Below are 15,796 nucleotides of genomic sequence, written 5' to 3'. Positions count from 1 at the left end.
GTGTCAGGGTTCAGTGTCCGGCTCCGCCGTCGCCGCCGAGGTCGACGCCACCGCCTCCCTCGCCGCCACCGCCGGCATTCCCGCCGTAAATCGCAGTCTGCAAACCGGCCGCAGCGAGCCAGAACTGATGCTTGGCCTCCGCCGCGTCGAGTTCGCTTCCCAAGCCTTCGCGCACATCGACCAAAAGCTCGAAGGTACTGGCGATCATGCCATTGTTGGCGAGAAGGGATTCCTCGTTGATGATCTCGCGAAGGGGCAGGACGACATCCCGGTATTGTCGTGCAATGGCATGAGTGCCTCGGTACTGCGTTTCGGCGACCCGCGCCTCCGAGCGCACTGTGACGGCCGTTTCGGCCAGCACGTTCGCCGCTTGCAGATAGGAAAGTTCGGCCTTCCGCAGCCTTGCTTTGCCGCTGTCGTAGATCGGGATTTGGAATTCCAGCTCGACCTGCGGCGTCACTTCCTTCTCGATCTCGCCGTCTTCGGCCTCGCGTTCCAGTTCCGCCCCGGCGATCACTTCCAGGTCCGTAAGAACCCGGGTTGCATCGGTTAGTCCGTAGGCCGCAGCAGTTGCGGCGAGACTCAGCCGTGCAACTTCAAGATCGACCCGGTTCTGAAGGGCGCGTGCCTCAATTCCGGCGGTTGAGCGAAGGCTGCCCGGCAGGGATGGGAGTGCGTCGGGCACGAAGTAATCCACTTCCGTCCCCCATAGCCCCATGAGGCGCGTCAGTTGCTCCTTGGCGGATGCCGCTGCCAGCCGCGCCTCGGCCGTCTGCGCGGCGAGTTCGGCATCAAAGACCTGCTCGCGCGCCTATCCGGCCCGGTTCAAGGCACCCGTCTGTCCAAGCCTGGCTGCAAGCTCGGACGACGCATCCGCTGTCTTGGACGCCTCATTCAGAAGTGCGACCGTCTCGAACGCGGCCACTGCATCAATCCAGGCCGTGCGCGTCTGGGCCGCCAGAGACAGGGTATCGACAACCGCTTGCATCTGCGCGCGTTGATAGTCGGCTTGCGCGACCGCGACCCGCCGCTTCCGCGTCGGCGCATCCAGCAGATTCACGGCAACCACGGATTCAAGAGCCCGGAACAACCCGAGTTCGGGAGCGCCGATGCCGAGGAGACCCACGGATACGATAGGATTCTCGGGTGTTGCTTGCTGCCAGACTTCGGCTGCCGAAAGCCCAATTGCGGCATAGGACGCCTGAAGGCCGCGATTGTTAAAGAGTGCCACCTGTACGGCAGTGTCTGCCGAAATGGTTTTCCGATGCGTCATAGCATGGACGTCCCGCGCCACCTGCTGCGCTTGCGACGCGTTCTGCAACCAGACGGAACGCTTTCCGGTCGCGACCTGCGTTTTGCTCGCGACGAGTCCAAATCCAGCGCCTGGTGTCGTAATCCCAGCCGGTATCGTTGCTGCGCAGGCACCAAGAGCGAACGGTAACGCAGCGATAGTCATTTTCAGGAACGCCATTATTGACCTTCCTGTGACTGGTTGGATTCGCGCCAGTCGGCCGGATCGACCACAGGCCGCATGGTGTAGTTGCGAATGGGGTTGGAATATCCGGTTTATCGAGGGGCAACCGTCGGGGCTGCGGGCGCGACCAGAAAGCTGGTATCCGGCAAAGGGGTGGCGGCACTGCATGCTGCCAGCACCAAGGGCATCGCCCCGGCGGTGAGTAACTTGATGGTCATGAACTGTCCTGCTCGTCTCAAGCAAATCCCGACGTTGCGGGATCAGAATCCGATGTCAGGCCCCATGGGGGCCACGATCATGGGATCAGAAACGCGGCGGACGAATGAATTCGATGGTATTGGCTTGCGCGAAAATCCGATTATCGGACGGTTCAATCTCGCTGATCCGGCCAACAGTGACATGCGCGCTCGGAGCAACTCCAAGGATCGTCGTGCAAGTGCCGACACAGCAGGATCCGTCGCCTGCATCATGCGAATCTAGCACGTGGTCGGCGGAGCAGGTCCCTACTTCATGAACAGCGTGCGTCATCCCATCATCAGCAGACGTCGAGGCATGGTAAGCGTGCGCGGCCGACAAGGGTGCGGCCAATGCCCCAAGTGCAAGAACCGTGACCACGGCAAGTACCATGGTCATGCGGATCAGCTTCAGAAGGGCGACAAGCGTGTTCATAGACTTTGATCTAGAAAGGCTATGCATCCTTGTCAACATACCCGCTGTAGGTATGTGAAATCGTCCTGAAAACCGCCCTAGGCATTTTGCCTTGGAGCGAAGAAATTCGCCGGTCTGCGCATTGACTACCACAAAAGTACTGAATCGAGATACTGACAGCTATGCTGCCAGTTCCCTGTCCAGTGCCACTCTACGGCGTTAGCATCATGACGCCTGCGGCGAAATTTACTGAAACCAAGAACCCAAAAGCCTTTCACCGATGTCTAAGCCGACCGACAGATGTGCAGCGTCCTATCGAGTGAGGCTCCGGGCGATACATGCCGCCCACAACCTGCTGCTCTATGCCACGCTCAGGGACCATCCAGACCGCGCGCTCGCGCACCTCGGCGAAACACTTGTTCGTTGTCTTGCTCATGATGCTCCGTCCTACTCAGGAGTTGGAGCTTCCGTCAGATCCGGTGCGGTTCATTGTGGTATTTTCCGTCCACATCGAAACTATCGACTATGATAATCCGTGACATACGAATGGTCAGTCTAATGCGTCATCCTGTATTTTTTAACGTTCTAGGCGTCTTTCTTTTGATGCTTTCCAGTGTATCGGCTGCGGCACAAGTGTTCGTGTTCAGTGAAGAAATTGACACCCCGGCCGCACTGAACGCGGAAGGTCCGTCCCTTGCCATTATGCCCGATGGCCGCGTTCTGATGTCCTGGATCGAGACGGACGGGCCGGTTCACGCCGCCGTCAGGACCGCGATCCTGGACGGATCTGAATGGTCGCAACCGGTCACGGTCGTGGAGGGTGATGACCTGTTCATCAATTATGCCGATTTTCCCTTGGTAGCGGCGTTGCCGGATGGAACGCTCGCCATCAATTGGTCGAGAATGAACGGCGACAGCTACTATGCTTACGACACCAATATTTCCCTGTCGCAAGATAACGGTGCCACATGGGGTGCAGGGATCGTCCCGCAACGGGACGGGACGGAGCGACAGCACGGCTTCGTGTCGATGGTGCCCGACGGGTCCGGCGGGATCATGGCAATGTGGCTCGACGGGCGAAACCACGACACCGGCGACAGCCAGAGTGCCGCCGAGGCCGGGGAGGATGCCATGCAGCTGCGCGCCACGACGCTTGCCGCCAACGGTGAGCTTGCAAAAGAGGTCCTGCTCGACGACCGGACCTGCACCTGTTGCCAGACTACGGCAGTAGCACTGGACGACGGCACGGTCCTCCTAGCCTATCGCGACAGGACGGTGGACGAAATCAGGGACATTTCCCTGGTGCGCCAGGTCGATGGAGTCTGGTCCGAACCCGTCGGGATCAGTGGTGACGGCTGGGAGATTTCTGGCTGCCCCGTGAACGGTCCCGCTATCGACGCCCATGGCAGCCGGGTCGCTCTGGTGTGGTTCACGGCGGCGAACGGCATTCCTGCTGTCAAGATGGCTTTCTCCGACGACCAGGGTGCGAGTTTCGGACAACCGATGGGCATCGACCTCGGCGCGCCCTTCGGCGGGGTGGACGTGGTACAATTGTCCGATGGCACGGCACTCTTCAGCTGGGTCGAGCGGAGCGCCGCAGGCGAAGCCGTTCTTGTCTGCCGCGCCACACCGCCGAATGGCTGCGGCACACCGGTTGCGCTGACCCTCGTCCGCACGGGTCGGACGATTGGCTTTCCGCGCATGGTCGCGTCAGGCGCGGATGTGTGGATTGCGTGGAACGAAACGTCGAGGGAGACAGGCGGGCGGGCGGCAGGCGCAGTGATTGTCCGGTTGGCGCACGCAACAGTGGAGTTGGTCCAATGATGCGTTGTGAAATGTTTTTACCAACAACCCATTCGCCTCAACGAACCCTTACGCAGACCAACTGATAGAATAATTGGAATAAGATTAATTCACTGACGTGACCTGTTACAGCTCTGCCACATTTACAGCCGACATGCCGACCACGCCCGGTCCAACTCCTCGGCGCCCCGCGCTGCTTCTCAACGGCCTGTTTTAGGTCCGTCGCCGGGCCAATTCCCGATAGAGCGCGGGCGGCGATACACCGATCTGGTCGGCAACCCTGATCCACTCACCCTTCTCTGGCTCTCCGTGAAGGTCCAGCCATGCGTCCAGCCTGTCAGTAACACGGCGCAGGCGCAGAATCTCGATGCGCGCCCGCTGTGCCTGGACCTCTCGGGCATGGGTTTCGATAAGGCTCAGAGCCGCGTTCGGTTCATCCCGCAATGCCGCCAGAAAATCGGCACGAGGCATGGTTGCGATCTGAGCAGGCGTCCGCGCAACCGCATCACAGTGATACGTCTCTGCGAACAGGGATGCCTCGGCCAGCGCGGTGCCTGCCGTCGCAGTATGCAGGGTGAGTGCGGTTCCGTCTTTCATCGGGCGTTCCAGCGCAACCGCGCCGGACCCTACAAGATACATTGACCTGACACGATCCTCCCGCCGGAACAGAACCGTCCCCTGCTCAAGAGTGCGAAGCGGAGCGTCATCGAATAAGTGCTGCCAATCAGACATGATAGAAATCATACGAGCTTCCACGCACAGCCGGTAGGGTGCTGCCACATCCGAGCGAGGAATGACGATGCGATTGAAAGTAATCCTGGCCGCGACGGTCATTGTCGGTGGCGCGGCCATCGCCTTGGCGCAAACAATACACTCCGATCACGGTGGGGGAATGGATCAAGCGGCGCATGGTCAAAGCAACTTGGCCGACAGCGGTGTGCTGACCGAGCCAGGGCAAGGGGCCTTCGCGGCGCTCTCCGAAGTCGTGCGGGTGCTGGAAGCCGACCCTGACACGGACTGGTCACAAGTCGATTTGGTGGGCCTGCGGGCACATTTGGTCGATATGGATCGGCTGGTCTTGGAAACACAGGTTACGGAGACGGCGTTGCCAGATGGGTTGTCTGCGCTGGCAACGGGCAATGCGGATACGCTAGCCACCCTCCGGCGCATGATTCCAGCCCATGCCGCGCAACTCACGCGGGATGATCGCTGGACAGTAGAAGTCTCGGAACGAGAAAACGGCTTCGCGCTGCGCGTGACCAGCGACGATCCCGCCGTAATCGCCCGGATTAGCGGATTGGGGTTCTTCGGATTGATGGCGAGCCAGGATCATCATCGTGAACATCATCTGATGTTGGCGCGTGGTGAAGATGGGCACGGACACTGACACCCGCGACAGGATGTAACGCAGCTTTGGCTTGCAAAGATCCGCATACCCCATCTAGGTATAGAACATGGGTTTGGTCCGGCTTCTTCTCGTCGTCGTGGTAACGCTGTCCGCTTCGGTTTTCGGGGTAATGGACGCGGGCCATGCGGCTGTTGTTGAGCATAGCCATATGACGATGGATAAAGCGACCGACGATCAGCCTATCTGTTGTTCGGAAAGCAGCGAGCGCTCTCCCACCTGCCATGTTCTTCCAGCGTTGCTTCCCGGTGCAGACCTGAATGATGTGGCCCCGACCGCCTGGGAGGACCTGCAAATGGGTGCCGTCCCGTTGCTGACGGGTATCGAGCCTTCCGGTCCTCTCGACCCGCCCCGCGCTGTGTAATGCGTTTCGCGTGCTCCGGGGCGCGGCTTCCAAATCTGCATTCACACCTGAACGGGCTTCGCCCTTGCGTATTCCTGTCGAGAGGAAAAGACATGAAACCGATCAAGACACTACTCGCCTTGGCTCCTGCCGCAGCACTTGCGCTTGGCCTCGCCTCATTTGGCGCTGTCGGGATGGCCCATGCGGACAGCTATGCTGGCATGGCCGATCACGGCACGATGCACGTGACCAAAAGCCCGACCTGCGGCTGCTGCGGCGCCTGGGTCGCGCTGGCTCGCGAGGAAGGCTACGACATCGAGGTCACGGATACCCGTGATGTGACCAGCGTGAAGCTGAAAAACGATGTGCCCGGAACGATGTGGGCCTGCCATACCGCCATGATCGACGGCTACGTGGTCGAGGGCCACGTCCCGTTCGCGGCCCTTGCCAAGCTGCTCGAAGAACGCCCGGAGATCACCGGGATCGCGGTGCCTGGAATGCCCGGCGGCTCCCCCGGCATGGGGAACGATCCAACCGCGCGCTATGACGTGATGGCCTTTGGCGGCGATGCCGGTGAAGGCGAGGTCTTCTATCAGGCAGGTCTGTGAACCGGGCTGTGGCACTTGGCATCGGGGCAGCAGTTCTTGCGGGAGCCGCTGTCCTCGCCTTTTCGTGGGGAACGTCCGCACCGGCCGGAACCACACTCTATCCCTTAGACCCGGACGTGGTGGCCCGTGGGCAGGAGGTTTACGCTGATAACTGCGCGGCCTGCCACGGTGCGAACCTCGAAGGTCAGCCGAACTGGCGCGCGCCCGGGGCGGACGGGCGGCTTCCCGCACCGCCCCACAATGCAACGGGGCATACGTGGCACCATGACGGCGACACACTGTTTCGTCTAACCAAATACGGGGCCGGCGCTCTGATCGGCGATCCCGACTACGAATCCAACATGCCCATATATGAGGATGTTCTGACGGATGACGAGATCATCGCCGTCCTCAGCTACATCAAATCGACCTGGCCGCGGGACATCCGTGACCGGCATGATGTTATGGAGCGGAACCGTCCAGAATGATCTTTTGGGTGCCCCTTCTGGCCGGAATAGGTCTCGGCGGTGCCACAGTGGCGCTCATGGCAATCGGCAGGGTGATGAACCAGCGCGGAACTTGGGCCACGGCTATGGTGGCTATCGCGTCCTTCTATGTGGTCTTCGCGATCCAGTCGGGCAACACGCTGGAAATCGTCGTCCATACCGGTCTGGCTGCGGGCTTTGCGGCACTGGCGATCATCGGTGCCCGCACCTCGTCCTGGCTTCTGGTCGCCGCGCTGCTCGGGCACGGAATATTCGACGTATTTGCCGGATCGGTCATAGCGAACCCCGCGCCGGATTGGTGGGGACCGTTCTGTCTCGGGATCGACGTACTGCTGGCACTGGCCCTGGCCGCGATACTCCAGCGTGGGCAGGCGCTCGATTGAAAATGCCTAGCGAGATGCTTTCTGCAAAAGCCCGATCAGCTCGTCATACTTGGCGCGCTGTTCTTCGGGATCGCCGCTCGCAATCGCGGATTCGACACAATGTGCGGCGTGGTTCTCCAGAACCAGCTTCTCGACGCCCAGCACCGCCGACCGGATCGCTGCCGTCTGTGCCAGGATGTCCATGCAGTAGCGGTCGCTCTCGACCATCTTGGCGACACCGCGCACCTGTCCTTCGAGCCGCGACAGGCGGTCCAGTGTCTTGTCCTTGTTGGCCTTCATGAGGCGGCGCTCCTTTTTCGGAACCAATGGGCTGACATTCCGGTTGTATACCCCATATGGGTATATTGAAGAGACAAACAATGGCACGTCGGGGCGACACTACAATGGTTTCACACGGTTCGCATCACGATAGCAAAACAGGCAAGGGCAGCGGCTATGGCCGGTTCCTCGCCATGATCGGCACCTCGACAGTGGTGATGTATGGCCTGATGTATCTCAACACCTACGCGCTCGATCACGTCTTCTTTTCGCAGACGAGGGCCTGGATGGCCCTCTACATGGGTGGAATGATGGCGATCATCATGCTCGCCTTCATGCTCGGCATGTATTCCAACCGGAAAACCAACATCGCGATCTTCGTAGGCGCAGCCATCGCCTTTGCCGCCGGTGTCTACCTCGTACGATCGCAGGACACAGTGGGCGACATCGCCTGGATGAAGGCGATGATTCCGCACCATTCCATCGCGATCCTGACCAGCGAACGGGCGAACATATCCGACCCACGCGTCCGTGAGCTGGCCGATGCGATTATCGAGGCGCAGCGCGGCGAGATCGCGGAAATGAAGCGATACATCGCGGATATCGAGGCAGGCGGGGATGCGCCCGCAGGTACGCCTCGAGCAGAATAAGGAAGCTGACAAATGATGAATGGCGAAATGCACGACGGCGCAGGCTGGATGATGGGCGGCATGGGGCTGATTGCCCTGCTCGTCGTCATCTTTCTGATCGCCGGAATCGTCTACTTCGTTCGCAACTCACGCTGATTGGAAAGGACAGAAAATGACCGCAACCGACATGATCGACAGCCCCGACATTGCCCGCGAAAAAAGCAAAGGTGCCGCGAAAACCGCCTCGCTCTACCGCATGGCGATGCCCGGGCATCTTTGCCCCTTCGGCCTCAAATCTCTCTCGATGTTGCAGCGCAAGGGATACGAGGTCGATGACAACCTGCTGGAAAGCCGCGACGACGTCGATGCATTCATGCAGGCCCACGACGTCAAGACAACGCCGCAGGCCTTCATCGACGGCGAACGGGTCGGTGGCTACTCCGATCTGAAGAAGCATTTCGGCTACCGCGTTCTCGGCAAGGGCGACACGACCTACACCCCGGTCATCGCGATCTTTGCCAGCACGGCGCTCATGGCACTGGCGATCGTGCTGAACCTCTACGACGGCTTCCCGATCCTGACCTGGCTCAAGTGGTTCTTCGCCACGTCGATGGTCGCGCTCGCCATCCAGAAATTGCAGGACGTCGAGGGCTTCGTTAACGGCTTCCTCGGCTATGATCTGCTGGCCCAACGATACGTCCCATACGGCTACGCCTATCCCTTTGCGGAGCTTTACGCCGGTGTCGGTATGATGGCCCTGATCGGCACCGGTAGCGCGCTGATCTGGCTCGTCGCCCCAGTCGGTATTTTCATCGGTGCCATCGGCGGCTGGAGCGTGTTCAAGGCGGTCTATATCGACAAGCGCGAACTGACCTGTGCCTGCGTCGGCGGCGGCTCGAATGTGCCTCTGGGTGCGATTTCGCTGTCCGAGAACGTCATCATGTTTGGCATGGGTATCTGGATGCTCGGCACGTGGTTCGCCGGTTGATGGCATTGACGACCGTCTGGAAGCGCAGGGCTTTGCTCGCTGGCGGTGCCCTCGCCGTTTTCGGTTGGGTAAAGGGCGCGCCCCATCTGGCGTCCCTTGGCAGGCCGGACTTCGTCTTCGAGGATATTCCCGACCTTCCGCCCTTCAGGAGGCTCCGTGGAACCGGCTCGGCCACATCCGGTGCGGCGATCTTCGCGGGTCTTGATGTTGGCAAGCCGGAGAATGAGGCCGGCACCGAACTGAAACAGATGGTTCGGGGCGATCCCTGTACGGCGTTCTTCGGACGCAATCAGGGCGATGCCGTGCCGATCGCGATGTTTTCGGATTTCGCCTGTCCGATCTGCCGGATCATGGATGACCGGCTTGCCGAACTGGAAGAGAGCGATGCAGGAACGTTTTACATCGTCCGTCACCAGTTGCCGATCCTCGGAGCCGCCTCGGAAACCGCCAGCCGGGCTGTCCTTGCCGCCGATCTGCAGGGGGCATATCGAGATATGCACGCGCGGCTGATCCGAAGCCCTGCCGTCACCGACGAGCGGTATATCGCGGCGATCGCCGATGATCTTGGGCTGGATCAGGATCGCCTGCTCGCGGACATGCGATCGGACGCGATCGACAGACGGCTGCGGATGACGGCCGCCATCGCCGATGTGTTCGGTTTTTTCGGCACACCGGCCTTCGCCATCGGCAGAACCGTTTTCATGGGCTCAGTCCCGACGAACACCTTACGTCAGCTCGTAACGTTGGAGGCCAACAAGCCCTGTCTGAGCGCATGACGCCATCGGCAGACCCGCGACGGCGACAGACACCTCCCGCCTTTTGAACACTGAACAATCGGAACGAGGTTCCGAAGAAAATGGATATCCGATGGACGGCACATTTCTTCAAACCTGGCATCAGGCTGCTGTAACGACCCTCGGGCTTTTCTGGACGGCGTTCTGGGCTTTCGGCCTTGGCTAACTGATCTCGGCCATGATCCAGGTCTTCGTCACCCGGCAACAAATGCAGGACACCATGGGCACGGACGGCCCCAAGGCGGTCGCGCTCGGCTCTTTCTTCGGTTTCGTCAGCTTGTCTTGCAGCTTCGCGGCCTTGTCGGGCGCGCGCGCCCTCTTCGCCAAGGGCGCCGGTCTGGTCCCGTCGATGGCGTTCCTATTGGCATCCACGAACTTGGTCGTCGAGTTGGGGATCATCATCGCGATCTTTCTGGGCTGGCAGTTCGTCGTCGGAGAGTATGTCGGCGGCGTCCTGTTGATCTTGCTGATGTGGCTCGTGATCCGCCTGACAGGCCGCGTGGCCCCTATCGACGAGGCGCGCGAGAACGCGCGTGAAAGCCAGGAAGCCGAAGAGTCAGGCTCCGATGACGACAGGCGCATCGGCGCAAAGCTGCGCTCGGTCGAGACATGGGGCGCGGTCGCCACGCGCTATTTCATGGAATGGCAGATGGTCTGGAAGAACGTCACCGTCGGCTTCACCGTAGCGGGCATCATCGCCGCCTTCGTGCCGAGAGCGTTCTTCGAATGGTTGTTCATCGGCGGGGACGATCCGAATTTCCTGGAACTGGCGGCGCAGGCGCTTGTCGGGCCGGTCGCGGCCTTCTTCACCTTCATCGGGTCGATGGGAAACATTCCGCTGGCCGCCGTTCTCTATGGCAACGGGGTGGCCTTCGCCGGGATCATGGCGTTCATCTTTTCCGATCTGGTGGTGATCCCTGTCCTGCGGGTGAACGCGAAATACTACGGCTGGAAGATGGCGATCTACATCCTCGGGGTCTTCCTCGTGGTCCTGGTCGTCACCGCCCTGCTTCTGCATTACGGCTTTGCGGCGCTGGGGATGCTGCCCTCCGCCGATCAGGTGCAAGCCGTCACGGACCGTGAGTTCTTCAAGATCGACTATACTTTCTGGCTCAACACGGCCTTCGTCGCGGTCTCGGCCGTTTTTGTCGGTTGGAAGATAAAGCGGTCGGGATTCGAAACCTCCCTAGGAAAAGGCTTTCTTGAGAAGCTACTCTTCGGGCTGGCCCTGCTATCCTACACGTGGCTCGCTATCGGTCTGTTCGTGGTATGATATTCCTCGCGCTTGCGCTCGGCACCCTGCTTGTCACAGTTGGAGCGCTTTTACATTTCGCAGCATTGCGTGAATGCGCCCGGAGGATCAGCCCCGAACTACATCCGGTGCGTTGTTTCCTGTTTTCGGTGCAAATCATCGTCGTGTCGCATCTGTTCGTGGCCGCAATGTTCGCAGTTTCGTTCCAGCTCGGCGAAGCAATCTCGGTCTTGGGAATCTCGAACAGACAGGCGATCCTGGTGTATCGCTCTCTTTCATGGACAGGTTCTATTTCTCTTTTGTGAATTACACGACGCTCGGAAGGGGCGATCTCCTCCCTACAGGACATCTTCGACTTTTGACCGCGATGGAAGCGATGCTTGGATTTCTTGTCATCACCGGTTCAGGATCTTTCTTGTTGAAGATAATTTATGGCCAAAGCCCTAATCTGCATGAATGATCGACAAGAAAGAATCAGGCGAAATCGCCGTCGGCGAAATTTGAAAGCCGACATTGGTGCGACGAAATTGAATGAGCGTTTTGTCTAAGGTTTGTGGCTGCTGGATGCTCACCATTCAGCGGCGATAAACCTGACAAGGAGGAAAGCGCGGGCGGATTTCGGTGCTATGGGAATTGTGGCTCAGGTCTTCGTCGGTGGACGGGCCGAGCTACGAGTTCCATTGGAGCGAGCGGAGCAGGTCCTTCGATCTTTCTGATTGGGTTTCGCGGATCGGGGTGCATTTCTGCCAGCATTGTCTCGTCGCGGGGCAGGTTCTGACGGATCGGCCACGGTAATGGGTCCGACGCCTCGGGATCGCAGCGCTGGGTGTGACGGGTGGATCATGCGGCATCCTCCCACGGCGGCGCACGGGACTGCGGGATCTGGCCGCGGATGAAGGTCTCGACGACGCGCATCGCACTGCCGCATTTGGAGCATGTCCGGAGCGGGTCTCGCGCATGGGCATCGGCGCCTCCGTCTTCGCCGGTCGTCTGATCCGGCTTTCGCTCCGTGTCTATAAGACGCCTGATCGCCTCAATCCTGCCGCGACGGACACCGTTGGCGAGGAAGCCGGTGTGACGGATTCGGTGGAAGCCGGACGGCAGGACGTGGACCAGGAACCGGCGGATGAACTCGAACGTGGGCAGGCGCATGACCTTCAGTCGTTCCCCGCGTTTGATGCGGTAGTCTTTCCACCGGAAGGTCACGGTGCCGGCATCTGCGCTGATAAGACGGTGGTTCGAGATCGCGACCCGGTGGGTGTACCGGCTGAGATAGGCCAGGACTGCCTCGGGGCCGCCGAAGGGCGGCTTGGCGTAGACGACCCAGTCGGCCTTGCGCAGCGGTGCGAGATGGGCCGCGAAGGCGCCGGTGTCGGCCAGCTCCGACAGATCGCCGAAGAACGCCAGATCGCCCGCCTCGTGCAGCCTGACCAATCCTTCGAGGAACAGGCGTCGGAACAGCCTCGACAGGACCTTCACGGGCAGGAAGAACCCCGGGCGGCAGGCGATCCACCGAGTGCCGTCCGGCGACAGACCGCCACCCGGGACGACGACGTGGACGTGCGGATGGTGGGTCATCGCCGATCCCCAGGTGTGGAGCACGCTGGTCAGGCCGATCCGGGCGCCGAGATGCTTCGGATCGGCGGCAATGGTCAAAAGCGTCTGGGACGACGCCTTGAACAGCAAACCTTAAACCACCGCTTTGTTCTGGAAGGCGATGTCAGCGACCTGGGTCGGCAGGGTGAAGACCGCATGGAAGTATTCGACCGGCAACAGGTCCTCGATACGCGCTGCCATCCACTCCCGCGATGCGGCCCCTTGGCACTTCGGGCAGTGCCGGTTGCGGCAAGAGTTGTAGGCGACGTGCTGATGGCCGCACTTGGCGCATGCCAACACGTGCCCGCCAAGTGCGGAGGTCCGGCAGTTCTCGATCGCGGACATCACCTTCAGCTGCGGCAGGTTCAGATGCCCGGCGTTCTCATGGCGATAGGCAGACCCATGGGTGCGGAAGATATCCGCGACCTCCAGTCCGGGATGCGCCACGGATGCCGCGCTTAATCTGGACCGGCCTCCCGTCGCACCAGCAGATCGAGCGGGCTGGTCACACTCTGGATCGCCTTGGTCGCTACCTTTGTATAGATCGTCGTGGTCTCCAGCTTGGCATGTCCCAGCAGAACCTGGATCACTCGGATGTCGGTCCCACCCTCGAGCAGATGGGTCGCAAAGCTGTGCCGCAACGTGTGCGGCGAGACCCTCTTCCTGATCTCGGCGAAGTCGCAGGCCGCCCCGAAGGCCCGGTTGAACTGCCGGGTCGAGATGGGATCGATCCGGTTGCGGCCGGGAAAGAGCCAACCCGCGGGTCGGGCTTCCCAGTAGTAGTCGCGCAGCAGCGTCAGCAGGCTTGGCGACAGCATCACGTGGCGGTCCTTGCGGCCCTTGCCCTGATCGACGCGGATCAGCATCCGGTCGCTGTCGATATCGGGCACGCGCAGATGGGTCACTTCGCTGGCCCGCAGCCCGCCGCCATAAGCGACGCTGAACGCGGCACGGTACTTCAGGCCGGGTCCCGGGGCGACGTCGAGGATCCGCGTGACCTCCGCGGCGCTGAGCACCACCGGAATCTTCTTCGCCAGACGCTGATACCGCATGTGGCGCTTCATCTCTTCGCGCGCGCAGGTCACCGAGAAGAAGCCCAGTACGCTCAGCCGGTTGTTGAACGTCGCCGAGCCGGTGCCGTTCTCGGACATGTCCAGCTGGAACGCCCGCAGGTCCTCAGGCGTCGCCGTGTCGGGCGAGCGGCCCAAGAACCGGGTGAAGTCGCGCATCGCCCGCAAATACATGGTCTGCGTTTTCGGCTGCAGACCCTTGATGCGCATATCTTCGAGAAACCGCCGGCGCAGAGCGGGAACGTGTTGATCGGACATGGAAGCCTCCTGTCATCGGATTGAGAAGGTCCCAATCGTCCGACAGGCATGCCCATCCACCAAATCGTACCGCCCGCATCAGCGCACGTCAGCCGCCACAGGCGCCCCTACCGCGAGAGCGGTTTCGTCCTTGTCCCGCAGTGCGGTAGTTGGTACGGGACGCAGCGAATGACCGCTTCCCGCCCTTCGTGTCGATCATCCCCGTAACGCTTAGCGCAGCTTGGCTTAATGTCCGGTTCGTTGGTTGGCCTCGGCGGCGCTCGCGCCTGCGGCGAAGGTCGTGGTCTGCCCCCTGAAAAGTGGTCCTCCCTGAAGTATGGCTTACGAGCCAGTTGGAGGATGCAGGAATGCCCCAGAAGAGACACAAGCCGGAAGAGATCGTCGCAAAGCTTCGGCAGGTCGACGTGCTGGTATCGCAGGGCCGACCGGTGGCCGAAGCGGTGCGCTCGATCGGTGTGACGCAGTTCACCTATTACCGGTGGCGCAAGGAATACGGCGGCTTGAAGACCGACCAGGTGAAGCGGCTGAAGGAGCTTGAGAAGGAGAATGAACGGCTGCGGAAAGCCGTCTCGGACCTGACGCTCGAGAAGCTGATCCTTCGTGAGGCTGCCTCGGGAAACTTCTGAGCCCCGCCCGCCGCCGTCGCTGCATCGATCACATCAGGCAGAAGTTCCAAGTCTTGGAACGCTTCGCCTGCCGTGTTCTGGGGCAGCATCGTTCGACGCAGCGCAAGGTGCCGCGCGGGCGAGCCGACGAAGACGCGCTGACCGCGGACATCGTCGCGCTCGCCACGCAATACGGTCGCTACGGCTATCGTCGCATTACAGCGCTTCTTCGTGAGGCCGGATGGACGGTGAATGCCAAGCGCGTCGAGCGGATCTGGCGACGGGAGGGGCTGAAGGTTCCCCAGAAGCAACCAAGGAAGGGTCGGCTCTGGCTCAACGACGGTTCATGCATCCGTCTGCGGCCGGAGCGGCCGAACCACGTCTGGTCCTACGACTTCGTCGAGAGCCGGACGCATGATGGAAGGAAGTTCCGCATGCTCAACGTGATCGACGAGTTCACCCGGGAGTGCTTGGCCATCAGGATCGACCGGAAGCTGAACTCGACTGCGGTGATCGATGTCCTGACCGACCTGTTCATCTTGCGAGGTGTGCCCGGTCATGTTCGCTCGGATAACGGGCCGGAGTTCATCGCCAAAGCCGTTCGAGATTGGATCAATGCCGTGGGAGCGAAGACGGCATTCATCGAACCGGGCAGTCCTTGGGAGAACGGCTACTGCGAGAGCTTCAACTCGAAGCTCCGCGACGAGTTGCTGAATGGTGAAATCTTCTACTCGCTGGCAGAGGCACGCGTCGTGATCGAGGCATGGCGCGTCCACTACAATACAGCGCGGCCCCACTCATCCCTAGGCTATCGGCCGCCCGCGCCGGAGGCCATCCATTGGTCGGCAAAGCGGAACGGATCACCACCTCAGCCGGCACCAGCCTTGGCACCGCGCCCCATCATGCACTAAGACTTAAATCGGATTACCCGATGGGGGCAGGTCAGTCGGTTGTCCGCCCTTCGTGTCGATCAGGCGGACTGTGTACCGAGTTGCTGCCTGTATATCTGAGTATCAGGCAGGGTGAAGAAGTCTGTGTCTTCACTGCAGGTAACCGGTTCACGCCCGTAATGCCGAATGTCCACGTCCGTGGCGACGAAGCGGTGCGCATCAGCAAAACCTGCTTCACTGCCCTCGTTTTTGTGGAGGGTCTAGAGGGAAGACGGTTCGGTCAGTTCGCGAATCGACGTCAAATTCT

At 60.8% G+C, this 15,796-nt stretch carries 18 protein-coding genes and 2 pseudogenes; 14 read left to right on the top strand and 6 right to left on the bottom strand.

The window, feature by feature from the left end; all coding sequences use genetic code 11:
- Window positions 1–10: 10 nt before the first annotated feature.
- A pseudogene (locus FIU81_RS00825) lies at window positions 11–1,471 on the bottom strand (TolC family protein).
- Window positions 1,472–1,777: 306 nt separating this feature from the next.
- Window positions 1,778–2,143, bottom strand: a complete 366-nt coding sequence (locus tag FIU81_RS00820; RefSeq protein WP_124111139.1) for a hypothetical protein — start codon at window positions 2,141–2,143, stop codon at window positions 1,778–1,780.
- A gap of 681 nt (window positions 2,144–2,824) precedes the next feature.
- On the opposite strand from FIU81_RS00820, the gene FIU81_RS00815 reads away from it, so the two are divergent.
- Window positions 2,825–3,946 carry a sialidase family protein gene (locus FIU81_RS00815; RefSeq protein ID WP_124111177.1) on the top strand — a complete coding sequence of 374 codons (1,122 nt, stop codon included), beginning with the start codon at window positions 2,825–2,827 and terminating at the stop codon, window positions 3,944–3,946.
- Between the two features lie 192 nt (window positions 3,947–4,138).
- On the opposite strand, the gene FIU81_RS00810 is transcribed toward FIU81_RS00815, so the two are convergent.
- Window positions 4,139–4,564, bottom strand: a complete 426-nt coding sequence (locus tag FIU81_RS00810; RefSeq protein ID WP_254695959.1) for a Crp/Fnr family transcriptional regulator — start codon at window positions 4,562–4,564, stop codon at window positions 4,139–4,141.
- Window positions 4,565–4,718: 154 nt separating this feature from the next.
- Between FIU81_RS00810 and FIU81_RS00805 the strand changes: the two genes are divergently transcribed.
- From FIU81_RS00805 to FIU81_RS00785, 5 genes are all read left to right on the top strand, one after another.
- Window positions 4,719–5,312 (top strand): hypothetical protein, encoded by a 594-nt coding sequence (locus tag FIU81_RS00805; RefSeq protein ID WP_172971364.1) that lies wholly within the window; start codon window positions 4,719–4,721, stop codon window positions 5,310–5,312.
- A 67-nt stretch (window positions 5,313–5,379) separates the two neighbouring features.
- Complete coding sequence (locus tag FIU81_RS00800) at window positions 5,380–5,694, top strand: hypothetical protein (RefSeq protein WP_124111142.1); 315 nt, start codon at window positions 5,380–5,382, stop codon at window positions 5,692–5,694.
- A 92-nt stretch (window positions 5,695–5,786) separates the two neighbouring features.
- Window positions 5,787–6,281 carry a DUF411 domain-containing protein gene (locus FIU81_RS00795; protein ID WP_124111143.1) on the top strand — a complete coding sequence of 165 codons (495 nt, stop codon included), beginning with the start codon at window positions 5,787–5,789 and terminating at the stop codon, window positions 6,279–6,281.
- Between the two features lie 119 nt (window positions 6,282–6,400).
- Window positions 6,401–6,748, top strand: coding sequence for a cytochrome c (locus FIU81_RS00790; protein WP_320414783.1), 348 nt, complete (start codon window positions 6,401–6,403; stop codon window positions 6,746–6,748).
- Window positions 6,745–7,149 (top strand): hypothetical protein, encoded by a 405-nt coding sequence (locus FIU81_RS00785; protein WP_124111145.1) that lies wholly within the window; start codon window positions 6,745–6,747, stop codon window positions 7,147–7,149. The genes FIU81_RS00790 and FIU81_RS00785 overlap by 4 nt, the downstream gene beginning before the upstream one ends.
- Before the next feature lie 6 nt (window positions 7,150–7,155).
- Here the strand turns inward: FIU81_RS00785 and FIU81_RS00780 are convergent, their stop codons facing one another.
- Window positions 7,156–7,428 carry a metal-sensitive transcriptional regulator gene (locus tag FIU81_RS00780; RefSeq protein ID WP_124111146.1) on the bottom strand — a complete coding sequence of 91 codons (273 nt, stop codon included), beginning with the start codon at window positions 7,426–7,428 and terminating at the stop codon, window positions 7,156–7,158.
- A 173-nt stretch (window positions 7,429–7,601) separates the two neighbouring features.
- Between FIU81_RS00780 and FIU81_RS00775 the strand changes: the two genes are divergently transcribed.
- From FIU81_RS00775 to FIU81_RS16885, 7 genes are all read left to right on the top strand, one after another.
- A complete protein-coding gene (locus FIU81_RS00775) occupies window positions 7,602–8,057 on the top strand; it encodes a DUF305 domain-containing protein (protein WP_124111178.1) in 456 nt (151 codons plus the stop codon).
- 12 nt (window positions 8,058–8,069) lie between these two features.
- Window positions 8,070–8,192, top strand: coding sequence for a hypothetical protein (locus tag FIU81_RS17010; RefSeq protein ID WP_256366151.1), 123 nt, complete (start codon window positions 8,070–8,072; stop codon window positions 8,190–8,192).
- Between the two features lie 16 nt (window positions 8,193–8,208).
- Window positions 8,209–9,024 (top strand): MauE/DoxX family redox-associated membrane protein, encoded by an 816-nt coding sequence (locus tag FIU81_RS00770; protein ID WP_254695958.1) that lies wholly within the window; start codon window positions 8,209–8,211, stop codon window positions 9,022–9,024.
- On the top strand, window positions 9,024–9,800 hold the full coding sequence (locus FIU81_RS00765; protein ID WP_124111147.1) for a DsbA family protein: 777 nt from the start codon (window positions 9,024–9,026) through the stop codon (window positions 9,798–9,800). Before FIU81_RS00770 ends, FIU81_RS00765 begins: the two co-directional genes overlap by 1 nt.
- A gap of 196 nt (window positions 9,801–9,996) precedes the next feature.
- Entirely contained in the window at window positions 9,997–11,091 is a 1,095-nt protein-coding gene (locus tag FIU81_RS00760; RefSeq protein ID WP_216644264.1) for a permease, read from the top strand.
- The gene (locus tag FIU81_RS16890; RefSeq protein WP_254696070.1) at window positions 11,088–11,375 is read left to right on the top strand and encodes a hypothetical protein; all 288 of its coding nucleotides are present in this window, start codon (window positions 11,088–11,090) and stop codon (window positions 11,373–11,375) included. Before FIU81_RS00760 ends, FIU81_RS16890 begins: the two co-directional genes overlap by 4 nt.
- Complete coding sequence (locus FIU81_RS16885; protein ID WP_254696031.1) at window positions 11,348–11,530, top strand: ion channel; 183 nt, start codon at window positions 11,348–11,350, stop codon at window positions 11,528–11,530. Before FIU81_RS16890 ends, FIU81_RS16885 begins: the two co-directional genes overlap by 28 nt.
- Window positions 11,531–11,910: 380 nt before the next feature.
- Here FIU81_RS16885 and FIU81_RS00750 read toward each other — a convergent pair.
- Together FIU81_RS00750 and FIU81_RS00745 are read right to left on the bottom strand one after the other, a co-directional pair.
- A pseudogene (locus FIU81_RS00750) lies at window positions 11,911–13,113 on the bottom strand (IS91 family transposase).
- A gap of 11 nt (window positions 13,114–13,124) precedes the next feature.
- Window positions 13,125–13,994: a tyrosine-type recombinase/integrase gene (locus tag FIU81_RS00745; RefSeq protein ID WP_124109949.1), complete on the bottom strand. Its 870-nt coding sequence runs from the start codon at window positions 13,992–13,994 to the stop codon at window positions 13,125–13,127.
- Window positions 13,995–14,341: 347 nt separating this feature from the next.
- Here FIU81_RS00745 and FIU81_RS00740 point away from each other — a divergent pair.
- A protein-coding gene (locus FIU81_RS00740) for an IS3 family transposase (protein ID WP_124110918.1) occupies window positions 14,342–15,510 on the top strand; the annotation gives its coding sequence in 2 pieces (ribosomal slippage) (window positions 14,342–14,606 and window positions 14,606–15,510; 1,170 coding nt in all).
- Window positions 15,511–15,796: the final 286 nt, after the last annotated feature.

Origin of the sequence: Palleronia sp. THAF1, from assembly GCF_009363795.1 — a bacterium.
Taxonomy (GTDB): domain Bacteria; phylum Pseudomonadota; class Alphaproteobacteria; order Rhodobacterales; family Rhodobacteraceae; genus Palleronia.
Note: the sequence above shows the minus strand (reverse complement) of the source record. Positions and strands in the feature narration are given on the sequence as shown.